Origin of the sequence: Owariibacterium komagatae (genome assembly GCF_045865535.1) — a bacterium.
Taxonomy (GTDB): domain Bacteria; phylum Bacillota; class Clostridia; order Oscillospirales; family Ruminococcaceae; genus Ruthenibacterium; species Ruthenibacterium komagatae.
The window spans coordinates 2,213,595-2,230,276 of record NZ_AP031406.1 but is presented as its reverse complement, the minus strand read 5'-3'; the positions used below and the strand labels follow the sequence as shown (position 1 = coordinate 2,230,276).

At 53.8% G+C, this 16,682-nt stretch carries 14 protein-coding genes; 8 read left to right on the top strand and 6 right to left on the bottom strand.

Annotated elements, in window-relative coordinates; genetic code table 11:
• Positions 1-98 precede the first annotated feature (98 nt).
• The 8 genes from ACKTS9_RS11035 to ACKTS9_RS11000 all read left to right on the top strand — a co-directional run bounded on the left by ACKTS9_RS11035 (position 99) and on the right by ACKTS9_RS11000 (position 9,774).
• Positions 99-914 (top strand): helix-turn-helix domain-containing protein, encoded by an 816-nt coding sequence (locus ACKTS9_RS11035; protein ID WP_407880797.1) that lies wholly within the window; start codon positions 99-101, stop codon positions 912-914.
• Between the two features lie 110 nt (positions 915-1,024).
• A complete protein-coding gene (locus tag ACKTS9_RS11030; RefSeq protein ID WP_407880795.1) occupies positions 1,025-2,791 on the top strand; it encodes an ABC transporter ATP-binding protein in 1,767 nt (588 codons plus the stop codon).
• Between the two features lies 1 nt (position 2,792).
• Positions 2,793-4,541 (top strand): ABC transporter ATP-binding protein, encoded by a 1,749-nt coding sequence (locus ACKTS9_RS11025; protein ID WP_407880792.1) that lies wholly within the window; start codon positions 2,793-2,795, stop codon positions 4,539-4,541.
• Positions 4,542-4,563: 22 nt separating this feature from the next.
• On the top strand, positions 4,564-4,959 hold the full coding sequence (locus ACKTS9_RS11020) for a metal-dependent transcriptional regulator (RefSeq protein ID WP_407880790.1): 396 nt from the start codon (positions 4,564-4,566) through the stop codon (positions 4,957-4,959).
• Positions 4,956-5,372 carry a winged helix-turn-helix domain-containing protein gene (locus ACKTS9_RS11015; RefSeq protein ID WP_407880788.1) on the top strand — a complete coding sequence of 139 codons (417 nt, stop codon included), beginning with the start codon at positions 4,956-4,958 and terminating at the stop codon, positions 5,370-5,372. The genes ACKTS9_RS11020 and ACKTS9_RS11015 overlap by 4 nt, the downstream gene beginning before the upstream one ends.
• Positions 5,373-5,505: 133 nt before the next feature.
• On the top strand, positions 5,506-6,126 hold the full coding sequence (locus ACKTS9_RS11010; protein WP_204658873.1) for a TetR/AcrR family transcriptional regulator: 621 nt from the start codon (positions 5,506-5,508) through the stop codon (positions 6,124-6,126).
• 90 nt (positions 6,127-6,216) lie between these two features.
• Positions 6,217-8,019, top strand: a complete 1,803-nt coding sequence (locus ACKTS9_RS11005) for an ABC transporter ATP-binding protein (RefSeq protein ID WP_407880785.1) — start codon at positions 6,217-6,219, stop codon at positions 8,017-8,019.
• Positions 8,020-9,774: an ABC transporter ATP-binding protein gene (locus ACKTS9_RS11000; protein WP_407880783.1), complete on the top strand. Its 1,755-nt coding sequence runs from the start codon at positions 8,020-8,022 to the stop codon at positions 9,772-9,774. It abuts the gene before it with no gap.
• A gap of 327 nt (positions 9,775-10,101) precedes the next feature.
• Here ACKTS9_RS11000 and ACKTS9_RS10995 read toward each other — a convergent pair whose 3' ends face one another.
• From ACKTS9_RS10995 to ACKTS9_RS10970, 6 genes are all read right to left on the bottom strand, one after another.
• The gene (locus ACKTS9_RS10995; protein WP_407880781.1) at positions 10,102-11,805 is read right to left on the bottom strand and encodes a M23 family metallopeptidase; all 1,704 of its coding nucleotides are present in this window, start codon (positions 11,803-11,805) and stop codon (positions 10,102-10,104) included.
• 73 nt (positions 11,806-11,878) lie between these two features.
• Positions 11,879-12,643 (bottom strand): phosphoadenosine phosphosulfate reductase family protein, encoded by a 765-nt coding sequence (locus ACKTS9_RS10990; protein WP_407882108.1) that lies wholly within the window; start codon positions 12,641-12,643, stop codon positions 11,879-11,881.
• Between the two features lie 67 nt (positions 12,644-12,710).
• Positions 12,711-15,059: a VirB4-like conjugal transfer ATPase, CD1110 family gene (locus tag ACKTS9_RS10985; protein ID WP_407880779.1), complete on the bottom strand. Its 2,349-nt coding sequence runs from the start codon at positions 15,057-15,059 to the stop codon at positions 12,711-12,713.
• A complete protein-coding gene (locus tag ACKTS9_RS10980) occupies positions 15,046-15,480 on the bottom strand; it encodes a PrgI family protein (protein ID WP_407882106.1) in 435 nt (144 codons plus the stop codon). The genes ACKTS9_RS10985 and ACKTS9_RS10980 overlap by 14 nt, the downstream gene beginning before the upstream one ends.
• Positions 15,481-15,498: 18 nt before the next feature.
• Positions 15,499-16,320, bottom strand: coding sequence for a hypothetical protein (locus tag ACKTS9_RS10975; protein WP_407882104.1), 822 nt, complete (start codon positions 16,318-16,320; stop codon positions 15,499-15,501).
• A 43-nt stretch (positions 16,321-16,363) separates the two neighbouring features.
• The gene (locus tag ACKTS9_RS10970) at positions 16,364-16,654 is read right to left on the bottom strand and encodes a formate hydrogenlyase (RefSeq protein ID WP_394960139.1); all 291 of its coding nucleotides are present in this window, start codon (positions 16,652-16,654) and stop codon (positions 16,364-16,366) included.
• Positions 16,655-16,682 lie beyond the last annotated feature (28 nt).

Here is a 16,682-nt window from a genome sequence, read left to right as displayed (position 1 = left end):
TGCTCTGCCGGGATGAATCCTGCTCGGTCTACCAAATGAAAAATGAAACAGGAGACGGAACTGCAACCTATTATGAAGTATATCCCGGAATAGGTGTCATGTATAATGATTTTCACATGGAGCACTGCCCGTCAAGGAAGTTTGAACAAAATACGCACACTTTTGCAATTCACCATTGCAGAGAAGGCCGTGTCGAGTGGGAAGTCAGCAATGGCGCTTATCTTTATCTTGCGTCCGGCGATATTATGCTGGACAGTTCTGCCACGGAAAACAACCATTGCAGCTTTCCCGTAAGCCATTACCACGGGATCACGGTTACAATTTCTGTCCCTGAAGCGGTAGAGGGTTTGAGTGATTTTCTGTCCATGTTTTCCATTGATCTGGAGCAAATCGAACAGCAATTCACCTTAAAGACTCGACCTTTCATTATGCACGGAAATTCCGTTCCCGACCATGTAATTTCGGAACTGTACCAGGTGCCGGAAAATATCCGCCTGGAATATCTCAGAGTAAAGGTGTTAGAACTGTTGGTCACGCTCAGGACGGTAGATCCTACGGTCTTGGGTGTGGAACGTCCCTATTTTTATAAAACGCAGGTAGAGAAAGTCAAGGCAATCATGTCGTTTATGACAAATGAGCCGGAGCACCATTTCACCATGGAGGAGCTTTCTGAAAAGTTCGATATTTCCACTTCTGCTCTGAAGCAGTGCTTTAAGGGCGTGTATGGCACCGCCATTTATACCTATATGCGGAATTATCGTATGGACCTGGCAGCTTCTCTTTTGACACAGACGGATGAACCGATTACGGTGATCGCCGGAAAAGTTGGCTATACGAACACCAGCAAGTTCTCCGAAGCGTTCAAGAAAGTAAAGGGAAAAACACCGCTGGAATATCGAAAAATAAAAATCTAAATGGAGTAAAAACCGGCCGGGCAGAGTGGCAGACAAAATGAATACCTGCAATACTTAGAGAGTATCAAAGTGATTGATACTCTCTATTTTTTTGCCAAGGAGGAATGGAAATGAAGCAGAAAAGCTGGATTTCTATTGTGTTTTCCTTTGCTTCACAGTGCCGGGGCAAGATTGTCCTGTCCGTTTTATGTGCGATCATCAGTGTGATTGCCGGACTGATACCCTATTGGAGTGTTTACCAGATTATCACGCTCTTTATCGGCGGTTCACCTGTGATGGCAGAGGTTTGGAGATGGTGCTGGATTGGACTTGGCACTTATGCGATACGCTTCTTGTTCTATGGTATTTCAACGAGCCTGTCCCACATATCCGCCTACACCATTTTGGAGAATATTCGTTTGGCTCTTGCGCAGCGGCTGATGAAAGCGCCGCTGGGGACAGTCATCGGGGAGTCTGTTGGAAAGCTGAAAAGCGTACTGGTGGATCGGGTGGAAACGATTGAATTGCCGCTGGCCCACATGATCCCGGAGTGTATCTCCAACCTGCTGCTCCCCGTGGCAGTCTTTGTCTATCTGGTCTGCATCGACTGGCGTATGGCACTGGCGATGCTGGTCACGCTGCCTTTCGTCCTGATTGCTTTTGCTATGATGATGAAGAATTTTAACAAGCTTTATGCCGATTACATGGAGTCCAATAACTATGTAAACGGCGTGATTGTGGAGTATGTGGAGGGTATTGAAGTTATCAAGGCGTTTAATCAGTCCTCCAGTTCCTATGAAAAATTCACAAAGGCGGTTAAATCTTTCAAGGACTACACCCTCAAATGGTATCAAAGTTCCTGGAAGGTGATGAACTTTGTTTCTGCTGTGCTACCGTCCACTTTTTTGGGAACGCTTCCGATTGGTATGTATCTCTACTGGAACGGTAGCCTCACGCCGCAGGATCTTGCGATGTGCCTGATCCTCTCGCTGGGCATTGTAGGCCCGCTCATGAACTTCACCACTTATGTCAATGAGACGAAGGCAATTGAATACGCTGTCCACGATGTGGACGAGTTGCTCCATGTGAAGGAACTGCCCGATACTGGAAAGCCAGTGGACATGCACTCCAAAGACATTCAACTTCAGAATGTTTCGTTCTCTTATGATAAAGAGAGCGGTAAACAGGTGCTTTCCCATATCGATCTAAAAATCCCGGAGGGAAAGTTTACGGCGCTTGTCGGTCCATCCGGTGGAGGCAAGTCCACCATCGCCCGCCTGATTGCTCGTTTTTGGGATGTGAACGATGGGGAAATCACCATTGGCGGTGTAGACATTCGCAGTATGCCGCTGGCCCAACTTGCCGATATTGTCAGTTTTGTTACACAGGATAACTTTCTGTTCAACTGCTCCATCAAGGAAAACATCCGGCTTGGAAACCCTGATGCTACGGACGAAGAAGTATATGCGGCGGCAAAAGCCGCCTGCTGTGATGAGTTCATTCATAAGCTGGAGCAAGGTTACGACACGATGGCTGGTGATGCCGGAAACCGACTGTCAGGCGGTGAAAAACAGCGTATTTCTATTGCCCGAATGATTTTGAAAAATGCCCCTATCGTGATTTTGGACGAGGCAACTGCGTTCACCGATCAGGAGAACGAAGAAAAAATCCAGCAGTCCATTGCTGCTTTGACAAAAGGAAAAACATTGCTCGTAATCGCACATCGTCTGTCCACCATCAAGAATGCCAATCAGATTATCGTCCTGCAAAACGGGCAGGTTGAGAATACGGGCACTCATCAGCAGCTTTTAGATGGCGACGCTCTCTATCGGGATATGTGGGAGGCGCATATCGGAGCGCAGAACTGGTCTGCCGGTTCCGGGAAAGGGGGTAACTGATATGTTTCGGATTGTAAATCGACTGATCCAGTGGACTGGTAAATATAAACGGCGCATTTACATCGGGTTTGTCTACGCTTTCATTCACAGCATTTTTACCGCGATCCCTATTATGCTGGCTGCGAATGGATTGAGTTCTGTTCTGGATGACTTCAATGGCGTCAAGGCATTGGAGAGCCGGGACATCTGGATCGTGCTGGGAGCCATGATTTTAGCTGTATTGGGCCGATACCTGTTCTCTTATTTCCGAGCCATCACACAGGAAAGTGTTGGTTATGAAGCAACCGCTGACGAGAGAATACGACTGGGAGATATTCTGAAGCGAGTGTCGCTTGGTTTTTTCAGCAAGAACAATATGGGCGAACTATCCGCAGCCGCAACGACCGACCTCTCGTTTATGGAGATGTACGCCATGAATATGGTCAACACCGTTGTGAATGGATACATCACCGTTATCGTCCTAATAATGTTCCTTGTATTTTACAGCCCTATGGCGGGAGGAATTGCTCTGGCTGGTGTCCTTCTGTCTGCCCTATTCCTCCATCTGCTGGAGGCACGCAGCCACCAAAACGCGCCTATCCATCAAAAGGCGCAGGATGATATGGTGGAAAGTTCCATTGAGTATCTGCGGGGGATGCAGGTGGTGAAAGCCTTTAAGCAGGAAGGCGTGTCTATTGCCAGTATCCGCAAAGCATACAACGACAGCAAGAAAATCAACATCAAAATTGAAGTGGAATATATGCCCTTTAACTGCCTGCACTTGTTTTCGCTGAAAGCTGCCTCCATTGCCATTGTCGCTGTGGCCGCTCTGCTGACCTATAACGGCAGTATGGGACTTCCTACCATGCTCATGCTGGATATGTTTTCCTTTATGATCTTTGGAAGTGTTGAAGCCATGAACAATGCCGCCCATGTATTGGAGGTCATTGATGCTACGCTGGATAAACTGGACGGCATTGAACACGCCGAGATGATAGACAAAGACGGAGAAGATATTTCTTTGCAGAACACAGACATCGCTTTCCATGATGTGACATTCTCGTACGATACAGTTCCTGTTTTGCGGAATATTAGCTTTTCCATCCCGCAGGGCAGCACTACGGCCATTGTAGGGCCATCTGGCAGCGGCAAGACCACGATTTGTAACCTGATTGCCCGTTTCTATGATGTGGACAGCGGTGAGGTCACAGTAGGCGGTGAGGATGTGCGGAATATGACTTGTGACAGCTTGCTCCGCAATATTTCGATGGTCTTTCAAAAGGTCTATCTGTTCCACGATACCATTGAAAACAACATCCGTTTCGGCAATCCAAGTGCAACCAAGGAAGAAATTATAGAGGCGGCGAAAAAGGCTCGGTGCCATGACTTCATTACGGCTCTTCCCGATGGATATGAAACGGTGATCGGCGAGGGCGGATCTACACTGTCCGGCGGCGAAAAGCAGCGTATTTCCATCGCCCGCGCAATCTTGAAGAATGCCAATATTGTCATTCTTGACGAGGCAACCGCAAGCATTGACCCCGAAAACGAGCATCTGATCCAGCAGGCCATCAGCGAGTTGACCATTGGGAAAACGGTCATTGTCATTGCTCACCGTCTGGCAACGATTGAACACGCTGACCAGATTTTGGTGGTGGATCAGGGGCAAGTCGTTCAGAAAGGAACGCATCAGCAACTTGTCCAGCAGAATGGGCTTTATCGCCGGTTCATTACGATCCGCGAGCAGGCAGAGGGCTGGAGCATTGCTTGATACTTTGAAGTGGCACCGTACCATGAAACTTCATGCGTCCGGGGAAGACTATCTGGAGGCCATCCTTGTCCTCAAAAAGAAAAAGGGTATGGTGAGGTCTGCGGATGTTGCCCGGCACTTGGAGGTGTCGAAGCCAAGTGTGTGCCATGCTGTGGCTACCCTGAAAAAGGGCGGCTTCCTGCTCATGGATGGAGCTCACTTCCTGCACCTGACGGATCTCGGCCGTGAGGTTGCCGAGGATACCTACGAAAAGCATCGCTTTTTTACAGAGATGCTTGTAACAGCTGGTGTCGATCCAGTCACTGCCGAGCGGGATGCCTGCCGGATTGAGCATGTGGTCAGCAAGGAAACCTTTGAGCGACTGAAAGCAACTCATAAACAGAGTGAGAAAGCGGTGATATCATCGGACGAGTCATGATTTTGGAGCTGTGCAAAAGAGATACGGAAGTTTTGGAGCAGATCCTGTCTATCCTCAAAAACCACCCTGAGATAGAAAAATTCGAGATTGACGAGGAACCGATGGTGTCGCTCCCCGGTCTTGAGATTTTTCCAAGCAGACGAAAGATCTTTCGGGATCGACAGGAGATTCAGCTTACCACAAAAGAATATCGGATTCTCCTGCTGCTGGCCGCCAACAAAGGCCGTGTGCTGACCTACGCACAGATTTACGAACAGGTCTGGGGCGATTTCACCACAGGAAACGAAAACAATACGATAGGTTTTCATATCTGCAACCTGCGCGAGAAGCTGTACCGGGCTAATCCAGATGCCCCGTTCTACATTCGCTCCGTGCGGGAAGTCGGCTATAGCTTGGAAGTGATTGCAGAGTGATATATAGGGGTTGCTGTGGTTTTTATACAGCAACCCCTTTTTTGTGATACTTTATTCACTGGCTCTTGACAAACAATATGGTTTGCTCTATTATAACAGTGTTATATATAACGCTGTTACATGAGGTGCTCTTATGGAAGAAAAATCGACCGCCACACTGGAAAAGATCCAGTGGGCCGCCATGGAGGAGTTTGCGGAGAAGGGCTTTCTGGGCGCCTCCCTGCGCCAGATTGTGAAGCAGGCGGGCGTCACCACTGGCGCATTTTACGGCTATTTTTCCAGCAAAGAGGCGCTCTTTGCCTCCATCGTGGAACCCCACGCCGCCGCGCTGATGGGCCGGTTCATGGAGGCTCAGACTACCTTTGCCGAGATGCCCGAGAAGGAGCAGCCGGAACACATGGGGCTGGAGTCCAGCCAATGCGTCCATTGGATGGTGGACTACATCTGCGACCACCGGGAGCCGGTGAAGCTGCTGTTGTGCAAGGCCGAGGGCACCAGCTATGAGCATTTCGTCCACAATATGGTAGAGGTCGAAGTGGAATACACCCTCCAATACCTGGAGGTTCTGCACCGTCTGGGGCATGAATGCCCCCATCTGGATGCACAGCTGTGTCACATCATCGCCAGCGGAATGTTTAACGGCATTTTCGAGATCGTTGTTCACGATATGCCCAAGGAGCAGGCCATGCGATATGTGGATCAGCTGCGGGATTTTTACACCGCCGGGTGGCTGAAGCTGATTGGCCAGTCATGAGCCACACCATTTTCCAGTAGGATTGGGGCTGCGCCCCTTTCTTTTTACACTAATGGTTAGCAATAGCTAACCTTAAAAGGAGGAATATTTGTGAAGCAAAAGAAGCAAAACGCTCTGACTGTCCTGCTGGGATATGCGGGCAGCCACAGGCGGCTCACCTTCCTGGGGTTGGGACTGTCAGCGGTATCCATGGTGTGCAGTATGATTCCGTACCTCTGTATCTGGCTGGCGGCCCGGGATCTGATCGCCGTGGCACCGGACTGGACGCAGGCCCAGAGCGTGACGCGCTATGGCTGGATCGCCTTCGCTTTTGCGGTAGGCGGTATCCTCATCTACTTCCTTGGCCTGATGTGTACCCACTTGGCTGCGTTCCGCACGGCAGCCAACATCCGCAAACAGGGCATGGCCCATGTGATGCAGGCACCGTTGGGCTACTTTGACGCCAACGCCTCCGGTTTGATCCGCAGCCGGCTGGATGCAGCGGCCGCTGATACGGAAACGTTGCTTGCCCACAATCTGGCGGACATCGTGGGTACGATTACTCTGTTTCTTGCTATGCTGGTGCTGATGTTTGTGTTTGACTGGCGCATGGGCGCGGCCTGCCTGCTGGCGGCGGTGATTTCCATCCTTGCTATGTTCAGCATGATGGGCGGCAAGAACGCCGGGCTGATGGCGGAATACCAGGCGGCTCAGGACCGCATGACCAAATCCGGAACAGAATATGTACGCGGCATCCCGGTGGTCAAGATCTTCCAGCAGACTGTGTACTCTTTCAAGGCATTCCAGCAGGCCATTGAGGACTACAGCACCAAGGCGGAACACTATCAAGGCGATGTGTGCCGCGTACCGCAGTCCATCAATCTGACCTTTACTGAGGGCGCTTTTCTGTTTCTAGTGCCGGTGGCGCTGTTCTTGGCTCCCGGCGCGCTGGCTTCCGGTGATTTTGCGGGGTTTGTCACAAATTTCGCCTTCTACGCTGTATTCTCCGCCATCATTTCCACCGCACTGGCCAAAATCATGTTTGCGGCCTCCGGTATGATGCTGGCCGACACTGCTCTGGGCCGCTTCCAGCCGGTCATGGACGCGCCGACACTGGCGGTGCCGGAACATCCCCAGACACCCAAGGACAATCGAGTGGTCTTCCGGGATGTGAGCTTTACCTACGACGGCGCGCAGTCTCCCGCCCTATCCCATGTCTCCTTCACCGCTGAACCTGGAGAGACAGTGGCGCTGGTAGGGCCTTCAGGAGGCGGCAAAACCACAGCCGCCAGCCTGATTCCACGGTTCTGGGATGCAGACACCGGCACCGTGGAAGTGGGCGGCGTGGATGTCCGCCAGATCGATCCCCATGTGCTGATGGATCAGGTCGCTTTTGTGTTTCAGAACAACCGGCTGTTCAAGGCCAGCATTCTGGAAAATGTTCGGGCTGCCCGCCCCGACGCCAGCCGTGAGCAGGTATTGGCTGCCCTGGAAGCCGCACAGTGCGGCGACATTCTGGAAAAGCTGCCCAAGGGCTTGGATACCGTGATCGGAACCGAGGGAACCTACCTCTCCGGCGGAGAGGCCCAGCGCATCGCGCTGGCACGGGCCATTTTGAAGGATGCACCCATAGTGGTGCTGGATGAAGCCACCGCTTTCGCTGATCCGGAAAACGAAGCCTTGATCCAGAAAGCCTTCGCTCAGCTGACAAAGGATCGTACTGTCATCATGATCGCCCACCGGCTCTCCACGGTGGTGGGTGCGGACAAGATCCTGGTTCTGGAAGGCGGCAGGGTGACGGAGCAGGGCACCCACGGGGAGCTGATTGCGGCAGGCGGATTGTACACCCGGATGTGGGCTGACTACAATCGGGCAATCCAATGGAAAATGGAAAGCGGCAAGGAGGGGAAATAAATGTTCGGAGCAAACTTTCAACGGAAATATGCCCTGACGGATCAGGGCGTACAGAACACTAAAAAGGGCACCTTTTGGACGGTGGTCGTCAATCTGGTGGTCATGGGCGGGGTCAGCATCCTATACCTTGTGATGTCCGGCCTGATGAAAACTCTGACTGATGGCGCCGCCCTGCCCGCAGCTTTGCCGGTGCTGGCCGGCCTTGTGATATTTGCACTTCTCTCCTTTCTCACCCATTTCCAGCAGTACAAGGCCACCTACGGGTTGGTGTACGGCGAGGTAAAAGCCACCCGGCTGCGGCTGGCGGAACGGCTGCGCAAGCTGCCCCTTGGATTTTTTGGCAAGCGTGACCTGGCCGATCTGACGGAGACCCTTATGGGCGATGTCAACCGCATGGAACATGTCTGGAGCCATGTGCTAGGCTACTTGTACGGCTCCTACATTTCCACCACCGTGATTGCAATTTGCCTGCTCTGGTACGACTGGCGGCTGACCATTGCCTGCCTTTGGGGAGTACCGGTCGCTTTTGGCATGCTGTTTGGAAGCCGGAAACTCACCGAACGCCGGGCCGAGCAGACCAAGCACGCCGCCGTGCGGGTTTCGGATGGAATGCAGGAGGCGCTGGAAAATGTGCGGGAAATTCGTGCCACCAATCAGGAGGAGCGATACCTTGCGGGGCTGTACCGGAAGGTCGACGACCATGAACGGATCATGATCCGCGGCGAGCTGGTCACCGGCCTGTTCGTCAACGGAGCCAGCGTCATCATGCGGCTGGGCGTAGCGACCACGATCCTTACGGGCGCGGGGCTAATTTTGTCCGGACAGATCGACTTCATGCTGCTGTTCTTGTTTCTCATGGTCATTACCCGGATCTATGCCCCCTTTGATCAGAGCCTGGCCCTGATTGCCGAGCTGTTTGTCTCCCAGGTGTCGGCAGATCGAATGAACGCTCTGTTCGACACGCCCATCGCCGAAGGGGCGGAAACCTTCCGGCCCAAGGGACACGACATTGTCTTTGACCATGTGGAGTTCGCCTATGATAAAGAGGCCGTCCTGCATGATGTCAGCTTTACCGCCAAAGAAGGCGAGATCACCGCACTGGTCGGTCCTTCCGGCTCCGGCAAAAGCACCTGCGCCCGGCTGGCTGCCCGCCTATGGGATGTCACCGGGGGTGCCATCAAAGTGGGCGGGGTGGATATTGCCACGGTGGACCCGGAGATACTGCTGACCGATTATTCCATGGTTTTTCAGGATGTGGTTCTGTTTGACGACACGGTAATGGAAAACATCCGCCTGGGCAGGCGCGGCGCCTCTGACGCGGAGGTGATGGCCGCGGCCAAAGCCGCCAACTGCGAGGAGTTTGTAAACAAGCTGCCCCAGGGCTACCAAACACCCATCGGAGAAAACGGAGCCAAACTCTCCGGCGGAGAGCGACAGCGCATCTCCATTGCCCGGGCACTCTTAAAAGACGCGCCCATCGTATTGCTGGATGAGGCCACTGCCTCCCTGGATGTGGAAAACGAGACCAAGGTACAAGGAGCCCTCTCCCGGCTGCTGACCGGCAAGACAGTGCTGGTTATCGCCCACCGGATGCGCACTGTGGCCGGTGCGGACCATATCGTGGTGCTGAAAGATGGCCGTGTGGAACAGCAGGGTTCCCCGAAAGAACTGATGGCGGAAGGCGGACTGTTCCGGCACATGGTAGAACTCCAGAGCCAAAGCTCTCAGTGGCAGTTGAGTGGAGTTAAGGCATGACCCGTTTGGTTGTCAGAAAACCAGAGAGACCTATCGTCTGAACCAAACTGTGGGTTTCTCTTTTGGCAACGATGCTGCTCGCCAGAGAATCCAACGTATTTCTGCATGTACACAGCAAAACGTATCCCCGTTGACAAAATCAGAAATTATCTTTATAACAATACCGCTACGGTAATCGGGGGACTGATAACTATCCTGTACCAATGGCAAGTTTCAGTACATTCATATCGCGATTCAGAAATGTACGGATCGTTTTGCAGATCTGTAGGTGCGTTCTCTCTGCGCGACGCATAAGCGCAGAATAGTTTTTTGAACATCTTGTTAATTTCAAATCAATTTCATCGCATCCTTACGCTCTCCATTCATCCATGCTTCAAAGTGCAGGTGGTTGCCCGTGGAGTTACCTGTACTACCCACAAAACCGATCACCTCGCCCTGCTGCACCTGCTGACCAGAATTCACACAGATAGCAGAACAATGAGCGTAAAGCGTTTCCAATCCGTTGCCGTGGTCGATCTTGATGTGGTAGCCGTAGCTACCACCCCAAGAGTCGATTCCATTGGCAATCGTGACCATTCCATCTGCAGTCGCTAAGATAGGTGTTCCCTCCGGAGCGGCAATGTCAGTACCGTTATGGTATTCGATTTCTCCAGTGAACGGGTCTTCCCGGTAGCCGAAGTGTGACGTAATCGGGAAGCTCTGCGGCAGAGGCCAAGCCAGTGGGCCAGTACCGACCCAGTCGGTGTCCGGGGTAATAATTTGCCCGCCACCAGCCACAAGACCACCCAGCAGCTGTGCCCACAGGTTTTGATTGTCTGGCTGCATCATCAGATCCAGATACTCATTCTGGCGGCGATTGAAACGGTATTCCTGCGCCATATCAGCTGCAGTCTTGTGGGTAATCTCAATGGTCAACACCGTTTCGGTGACGGTCTCGGTGGTGGTTTCTTCCTCGCCATCGTCGTTGGTCGTGGTGACCTCCACCTCATGAGATTCCGTGTGGGTCGAGTAGTCTACATCGTTCATTTCCCACAGGATGTCACGCAGGATGTCCACTTGGGCATCCGTAAGGGAAGCCACCTGTTCGCCATCGGAAGCGCCTGATACCTTTGCTGAAAAGACAGCCAGCACCTCCTGCCAGTTGATTGAGAGATTGCCGTCGTTGGATGTCATCTCCTGCCGGTCATGGGAGACATTCTCTGTGATCTGCTGCAGGTGATCCGCATACTCCTGATTCAGTTCCTGCACAGCCTGGGATACGCTGGTGCCGGAGCCAGTGGATTCCACGCCGAAGAAAATGCCATAGCTGGATCCCATGACCAGGGCAATCAAACAGATAAGTAGAATAATCACCACCGCAACCCAACCGCCGGCCAAAAGAGTCGCAACAAGACTCTGCATGGCTGCCACAGCCGCCTTGAAGGCTGCCATCACTGCATGGGCTGCCGCCCGGATTCCTCGAACGGTTGCCTTGGCTGCAGCCTGCATACGCTGGGTAATTTGTTGTGCTGCCTTCGCAGCTTTCTGAGTATTGGCAGCAGTCCGCTGCGCCCCCTTGATTCCTTTTCCGCCTTGTTTGATAGTCTTGGCCGCATTGGCCTTGGGCTTGGCTGCCGGTTGTCGGCCCTTGATGTTCTTCTTTCCAGCCGGTCTTGTCGAAGTACCTTTCCAGGCTTCACCTTTATTTCCCTGTGTTATGCTGGAAGCCTGGTTTTTGATACGGGTTACTTCCCTGCGTTCCTTGACCTTCTGGCCAGCGAACTGTGTTAGTTTTTTGCCCCCATCATACGCCATTTCTGCGCCCTTCTTGGCCGTGGTTTCCGCGCCGGACAGCATCTGATCTCCGGCAGTATTGGCGGGAGCGTTGCCAGTAGCTTCCTGCTGGCTGGCGAAGGGAGTGTGTATAGTCTCGCTCAGCGCCTTGTCTTTGGTGTGGAGCCACATCTCCTTCATGGCGGTCTTAGGTACGACACCCGACTTATCAAAGGTGCGGGGCTTACCGCCTGTCGGCTTTGTTTTTATCTCTTTCAAGATCTTTCCTCCTTTGTAGGATAGGTGCCGAGGGTCTGGGAGGCCCTCGGCATTTTGATTTCTTATTCATCGTTCATTCCCTCTTCTGCTTTCTGGGGCACCCTTCTTGTTCCAGCCGGTCATCAAGCGCAGTAAAAAAGGCCCGCCCAGTAAGGGGCAGACCTTGTGCGGCTCGTTCTTCTTCCAGCTTGAAGCGGATGTCCAGTTGATGGGCACTGTAATCCGGTCGAAAGGACCGCCAGGTATGAGCGTCCATATACAGAAGCTTCTGCCACAGATCCGGGCAGTGAACGCGCAGCTTCCGCAGTTCACTCAATGGCTGCAGCGGACAGCACCAGCAGGATACCCGACGGAAAATGTCGTACAGCCCATCCCAGTCAAATCCATGTTCCTTGCAATACCGCAGACAGTCCGCCTCTGTCATCCCCCACTCCACGAGCGGGTAATGCAGATCTTTGCAGCGATGGGCTTCATCGGCTGCAATCCCCACATACTGCTCCAGCTGGTATCGCCGCCTCAGCTGGCGAAGATGTTTGTTGATCACATGGGTCTTGAGCCGCCCAGTACACCATCGGCAGGCATGGGAAGGCCAGCTGAGTCCCCGATCTGTCACCAGCTTTGCATCCGGTCGGGCTGTGTACTCATAGAAATACTGCTCTGCCGTCAGCGGGGCTTTCAGCCGGGTGATAGGTCTGCCGATGGTTTGCTCCAGCCGGTCCAGGTGGTCATACATCTGCGGAAACTCCCACCCGGTATCGCAGTACAGGATCTCATCGATGGGACGGTTTTCTTCTACGAGGCGAAGAAGCATCGCCGTCGAGTCTTTTCCGCCCGACAGCGATACAACCGCATAAACGGGTTTACTTTCTCTTGCGGCAACGCCACCTCCTTCTCAAACACCACTGTCACATTTCTCGGATCGCTTCGTCCGGCTTGGTCGTCATGAGCTTGTACAGCTGGGTGTTCCGGGGGAAGCTGTTCTCGAAGGGTACGATGTTGCCGGCACAGCGGATCAGCCCACAGCCTGCGGCCACATTGGTGATGTAGCCAAGCTGGGTATCCGAGATGTGCAGCAGGCGCGCCAGTTCCTCCCGGTCAGTGGGCGACTGATTCAGCAGGATGAGGAACTCCGAGTTTGCCAGCATAAGGCGGGCGGTATCGGAACGCAGGATCTCATCCACGTTCTGGGTAAGCCCCGTGACCAAACCATTGTATTTGCGGATCCGCTTCCAAAGTTTGTAGAAGAAGTCGGCGCTGTACTGATAGCGGAACAGCAGGTAGAACTCGTCGGCAAACACCCAGGTGGTCTTGCCGCGCTTCCAGTTCTGGATGACCCGGTTGAAGATGGCATCCAGAGTCACCAGCATCCCCAGGGGCATGAGCTGCTCACCCAGTTCCCGGATATCGTAGGCGATGATCCGAGCCTTGGTATCCACATTGGTGGGCTGGGCAAAGGTGTTCAAGCTGCCCGTGATGAACAACTCTGCCGACAGGGCCAGCCCTCTGGCTTCCGGCTCCGGCTGCTTCAGGAGGATCTGGTACAGGTCCTTCAGCGTGGGCGGCTGGCCGGTGTAGTTGTTTGCCATGTACTCCCGGTACACCTCATAGGTGCAGCGGTCCAGAATGGATTTCTCCTTTGCAGACACGCCCTCCGACCCTACCAGCTGTTCGAACAGGGACAGCACGAACTGTGATTTCTCGATAATCGGATTGCGGGCATCGCCGTAGGCCTTGTCCATGTCCAGGGCATTGATGTGGGTGTCGGAGGCCGCCGATACCCGGATGACCTCGCCGCCAAGGGCTTCCGTGAGATACCCGAACTCCGATTCGGGATCCAGGATCAGGATATCGTCATTGGTGGACAGGGCGATGCTCACGATCTCCTCTTTGGCGCTGAAAGACTTGCCGCTGCCGGAAACGCCCAGCCGGAAGCTGTTGCCGTTGAGCAGCTTACGCCGGTCGGCCACGATCATATTCTTGCTCACCGCGTTCTGACCATAGTAGATGCCGCCGTCCTGCATGATCTCCTGGGCACGGAAAGGGATAAACACAGCTGTGCTTTCCGTGGTCAGGGTGCGCAGAGCGGTGATTTTTCGCAGGCCGTAGGGCAGCACAGTGTCAAGGCCGTCCTTCTGCTGCCAGCGGAGGATACTCATCTGGCACAAATGCTTGCGGGCGACCGTGAGAAGGCTCTCGGTGTCGCTGTCCAGCTGTTCCTTGGTGTCCGCCAGATGCACCATGGTAACGAGGCCGAAAAGCATCCGCTGGTCCCGGTTGGTCAGGTCGCCCAGCATCTCCTTCGTCTCGGCTCGCTGCTGCTCAATGTCATAGGGTAACATGGCCGTAAAGTTGTTTGCGGCATTCTGACGGCGCTGCCAGTTTGCGGCGTTGGTCTCCACGCCCAGCAGCTTATTCTGGACCTCGCGCACCGCTTCATCGGTGGGCACCGGCAGGATGTCAATGGACAGCATCAGGTCCCGGTCCAGCTCGCAGAGTTCGGATACCATGCTGTCCTTGATGTAGCTGGCATATCCTTGCAAGTAAAGAACCCGCCCCCAGCGGTCATTCAGCTTGAAGTGATCCGGCTGGAACTCCATGGAGTCAGGGCACAGCCAATCCTTGAAGCTATGGCCCAGCTTCATCTGAGTCTTCAGGTCAAACTCGAAGGCGGGCGGCTCTGCTCCCTTGAAGAAGTCCCGGAAGATCCGCAGACGGGTCACCAGATCCAGTTCCTGCCCAATGGAGGACAGCTGGGCCAGATGGGTGATCAGGTCAGTGCCGACCCGCGAGAAGTAGGCACGGGCTTCTGCAATGTTTTTCTTGACCACGCTGATGGTGATGTATCGCTCCTGCACCACACTGTTGCTGGTCCCGGTGACCTTGGAGAGCAGCATATCGTTGTACTCCTTGCGGAAATGATCCAGCCCATCCTGGCGCATGGGAAGCAGCAGCGCCGATTCAAACTCCAATTTATTGAGTCTCCTGTTATTGATGGTGATCTTGGCGCTGGCGCCAGAGTCCAGCGCGTTGAGCAATTCGGAATAGTCCAGGAACATGGCTGTCTTGTCTTCCTTGCCGGCGATTTGGTAATTGATGTCGGTGAAAGAGAACGTCTTGGAGAACTGAGTCCCCACCTGGAAGATCCCGTCCGACCAGATGCGGCGGATGGGGATGGCATCCTGCACCGAGCGGGGAATGCGGAACTTATCCCGTTCCGCCTTGGTTGCTTTGCTGAGAGTCTTAATGATAGGCATCCTCCTTTTCTGGTTTCGGGGCCGGAGCTTTTTCTCCAGCCGGTTCCTTAGCCTTGCGCTTTTTCTTCTTGCGGGGCGGCTTTTTACCCTGCTCAATGGCAGGCTGCAGGGCCTGATAGTACAGACTGTCCGACCGAAAGACAAGGCGACGGGGTGTCAGAACCTGTGACTTGAACCAGGCCCACAGGGTCTGCTCTGCCGTCATACCGTGGTAAGTCCAAAAGCCGCAGACTGCGAATGGGGCCGCCCCCAAGATGCAGATCCAGCCGACACCCTCGGTGCCTACCAACGGGTCGAACAAAAAATAAAGCCCGACTGCGGCTCCAAGCGCCAGCAGTGAGCAAGTGAATTGTCGGGCCGAGAGCCCGAAGAAAATGGACTCCCGATATTCCCGGATCTCCTTTGGAATTTTTACTTCGATACTGATTCCTCCTTTCTTTTACAGTCCCATCAATTCCTTGATGATTCGGTCGCTCATTCGTACAGCGCCTACTAGCACCAACAGATTGAAGATGAGCTCGCCCACATAACTCCAGACGGCGGTCACCGCTGATACATTGGGATCCACGGCAGGCGGGGCGGCCGCCATCACGGAAAAGATGATGCAGGCCAGTGCGATGACGGCACCTTCCAAACATACCCCCGCATAGCTGCGAAGGAAGTTTTTCCCCACGTTGCTGGTGGGCTCGCCCGCAAAGGTAGACAGCGGAATGGGCGCCAAAGCTGTGTACATGTAGAGTTTAAACATCCGACTATACACCGTCAGAATCATCAGGAAAGACAGCACCGTGATAAAAAGTCCGCCTATCAGGGTCACCGCCCATAGCGGGATGGAATCCCAAAATCCCACCTGGTTGATCTTGTCGATGACATCCTGCGGCAGTGTGGTGCCGCCGGCTCCTGCAACACCCGACTGTGTGATGATCGTCGAGACGATCCCCTGTACCACTGAAAGGATGGCCAGCATCAAATCCAGACCATACCCCACGGCTGCTTTGGCAAGCACAAAGCGGATGAACAGCTTGAACGCCTGCTCCGGGCGCTTGACCTCCACGAAGCTGCCGCAGGTCTTGACTACGCCTACGGCGAAGAAAAGCACCAGCAGACCATACCCGATGGCCTGCAATGCTCCATGAATACCCAGCATCACCTGCCAGATGCCGCCGCCTTTGAATGTGGCCGGATCCTGCGTGAGCAGCGTCCAGATCTCCGCCAGCTTGTCATTCCAGGTTTGCAGGGCGGAGTTCAAATTGTCCACGATCCAATTCGTACCACATCACCTCCCTCCTTGAACTCCGGCCTCCTCAAGGAGTGCCGGTGATCAGGTCCAGGATCTCTTTGGTGAAGGTGATCACAAGACCGCCTGCCAGGGTCAGAAAGCCCTGAGAACGCTGGCTGGGATCATGGCTCTGGAAGGACAGGCCGACCTGCACGATGCCCCAGCCCAGCAGGATCAGGCCAATGGCACGGATCAGAGAGAAGATGAAGGTGGACAGGTTGTTGACCACGGTGAGCGGGTCGGTGGCTGCGGCAAGGACAGTGGTGGAGAGACAGTAGGTGCAAATCATCAGTGTTGCAAAAGTGGCAAAGCGCATCCGCCCCTTTTTGCCCAGGCGCAGCGGT

Bases quoted from the DNA above. Each gene is read 5' to 3' on its own strand.
- ACKTS9_RS10985 (WP_407880779.1), bottom strand. From the start codon at position 15,059: ATGCCTATCATTAAGACTCTCAGCAAAGCAACCAAGGCGGAACGGGAT.
- ACKTS9_RS11000 (WP_407880783.1), top strand. From the start codon at position 8,020: ATGTTCGGAGCAAACTTTCAACGGAAATATGCCCTGACGGATCAGGGC.
- ACKTS9_RS11010 (WP_204658873.1), top strand. From the start codon at position 5,506: ATGGAAGAAAAATCGACCGCCACACTGGAAAAGATCCAGTGGGCCGCC.
- ACKTS9_RS11015 (WP_407880788.1), top strand. From the start codon at position 4,956: ATGATTTTGGAGCTGTGCAAAAGAGATACGGAAGTTTTGGAGCAGATC.
- ACKTS9_RS11030 (WP_407880795.1), top strand. From the start codon at position 1,025: ATGAAGCAGAAAAGCTGGATTTCTATTGTGTTTTCCTTTGCTTCACAG.
- ACKTS9_RS11020 (WP_407880790.1), top strand. From the start codon at position 4,564: ATGAAACTTCATGCGTCCGGGGAAGACTATCTGGAGGCCATCCTTGTC.
- ACKTS9_RS11025 (WP_407880792.1), top strand. From the start codon at position 2,793: ATGTTTCGGATTGTAAATCGACTGATCCAGTGGACTGGTAAATATAAA.
- ACKTS9_RS10970 (WP_394960139.1), bottom strand. From the start codon at position 16,654: ATGCGCTTTGCCACTTTTGCAACACTGATGATTTGCACCTACTGTCTC.
- ACKTS9_RS11035 (WP_407880797.1), top strand. From the start codon at position 99: ATGTATAATGATTTTCACATGGAGCACTGCCCGTCAAGGAAGTTTGAA.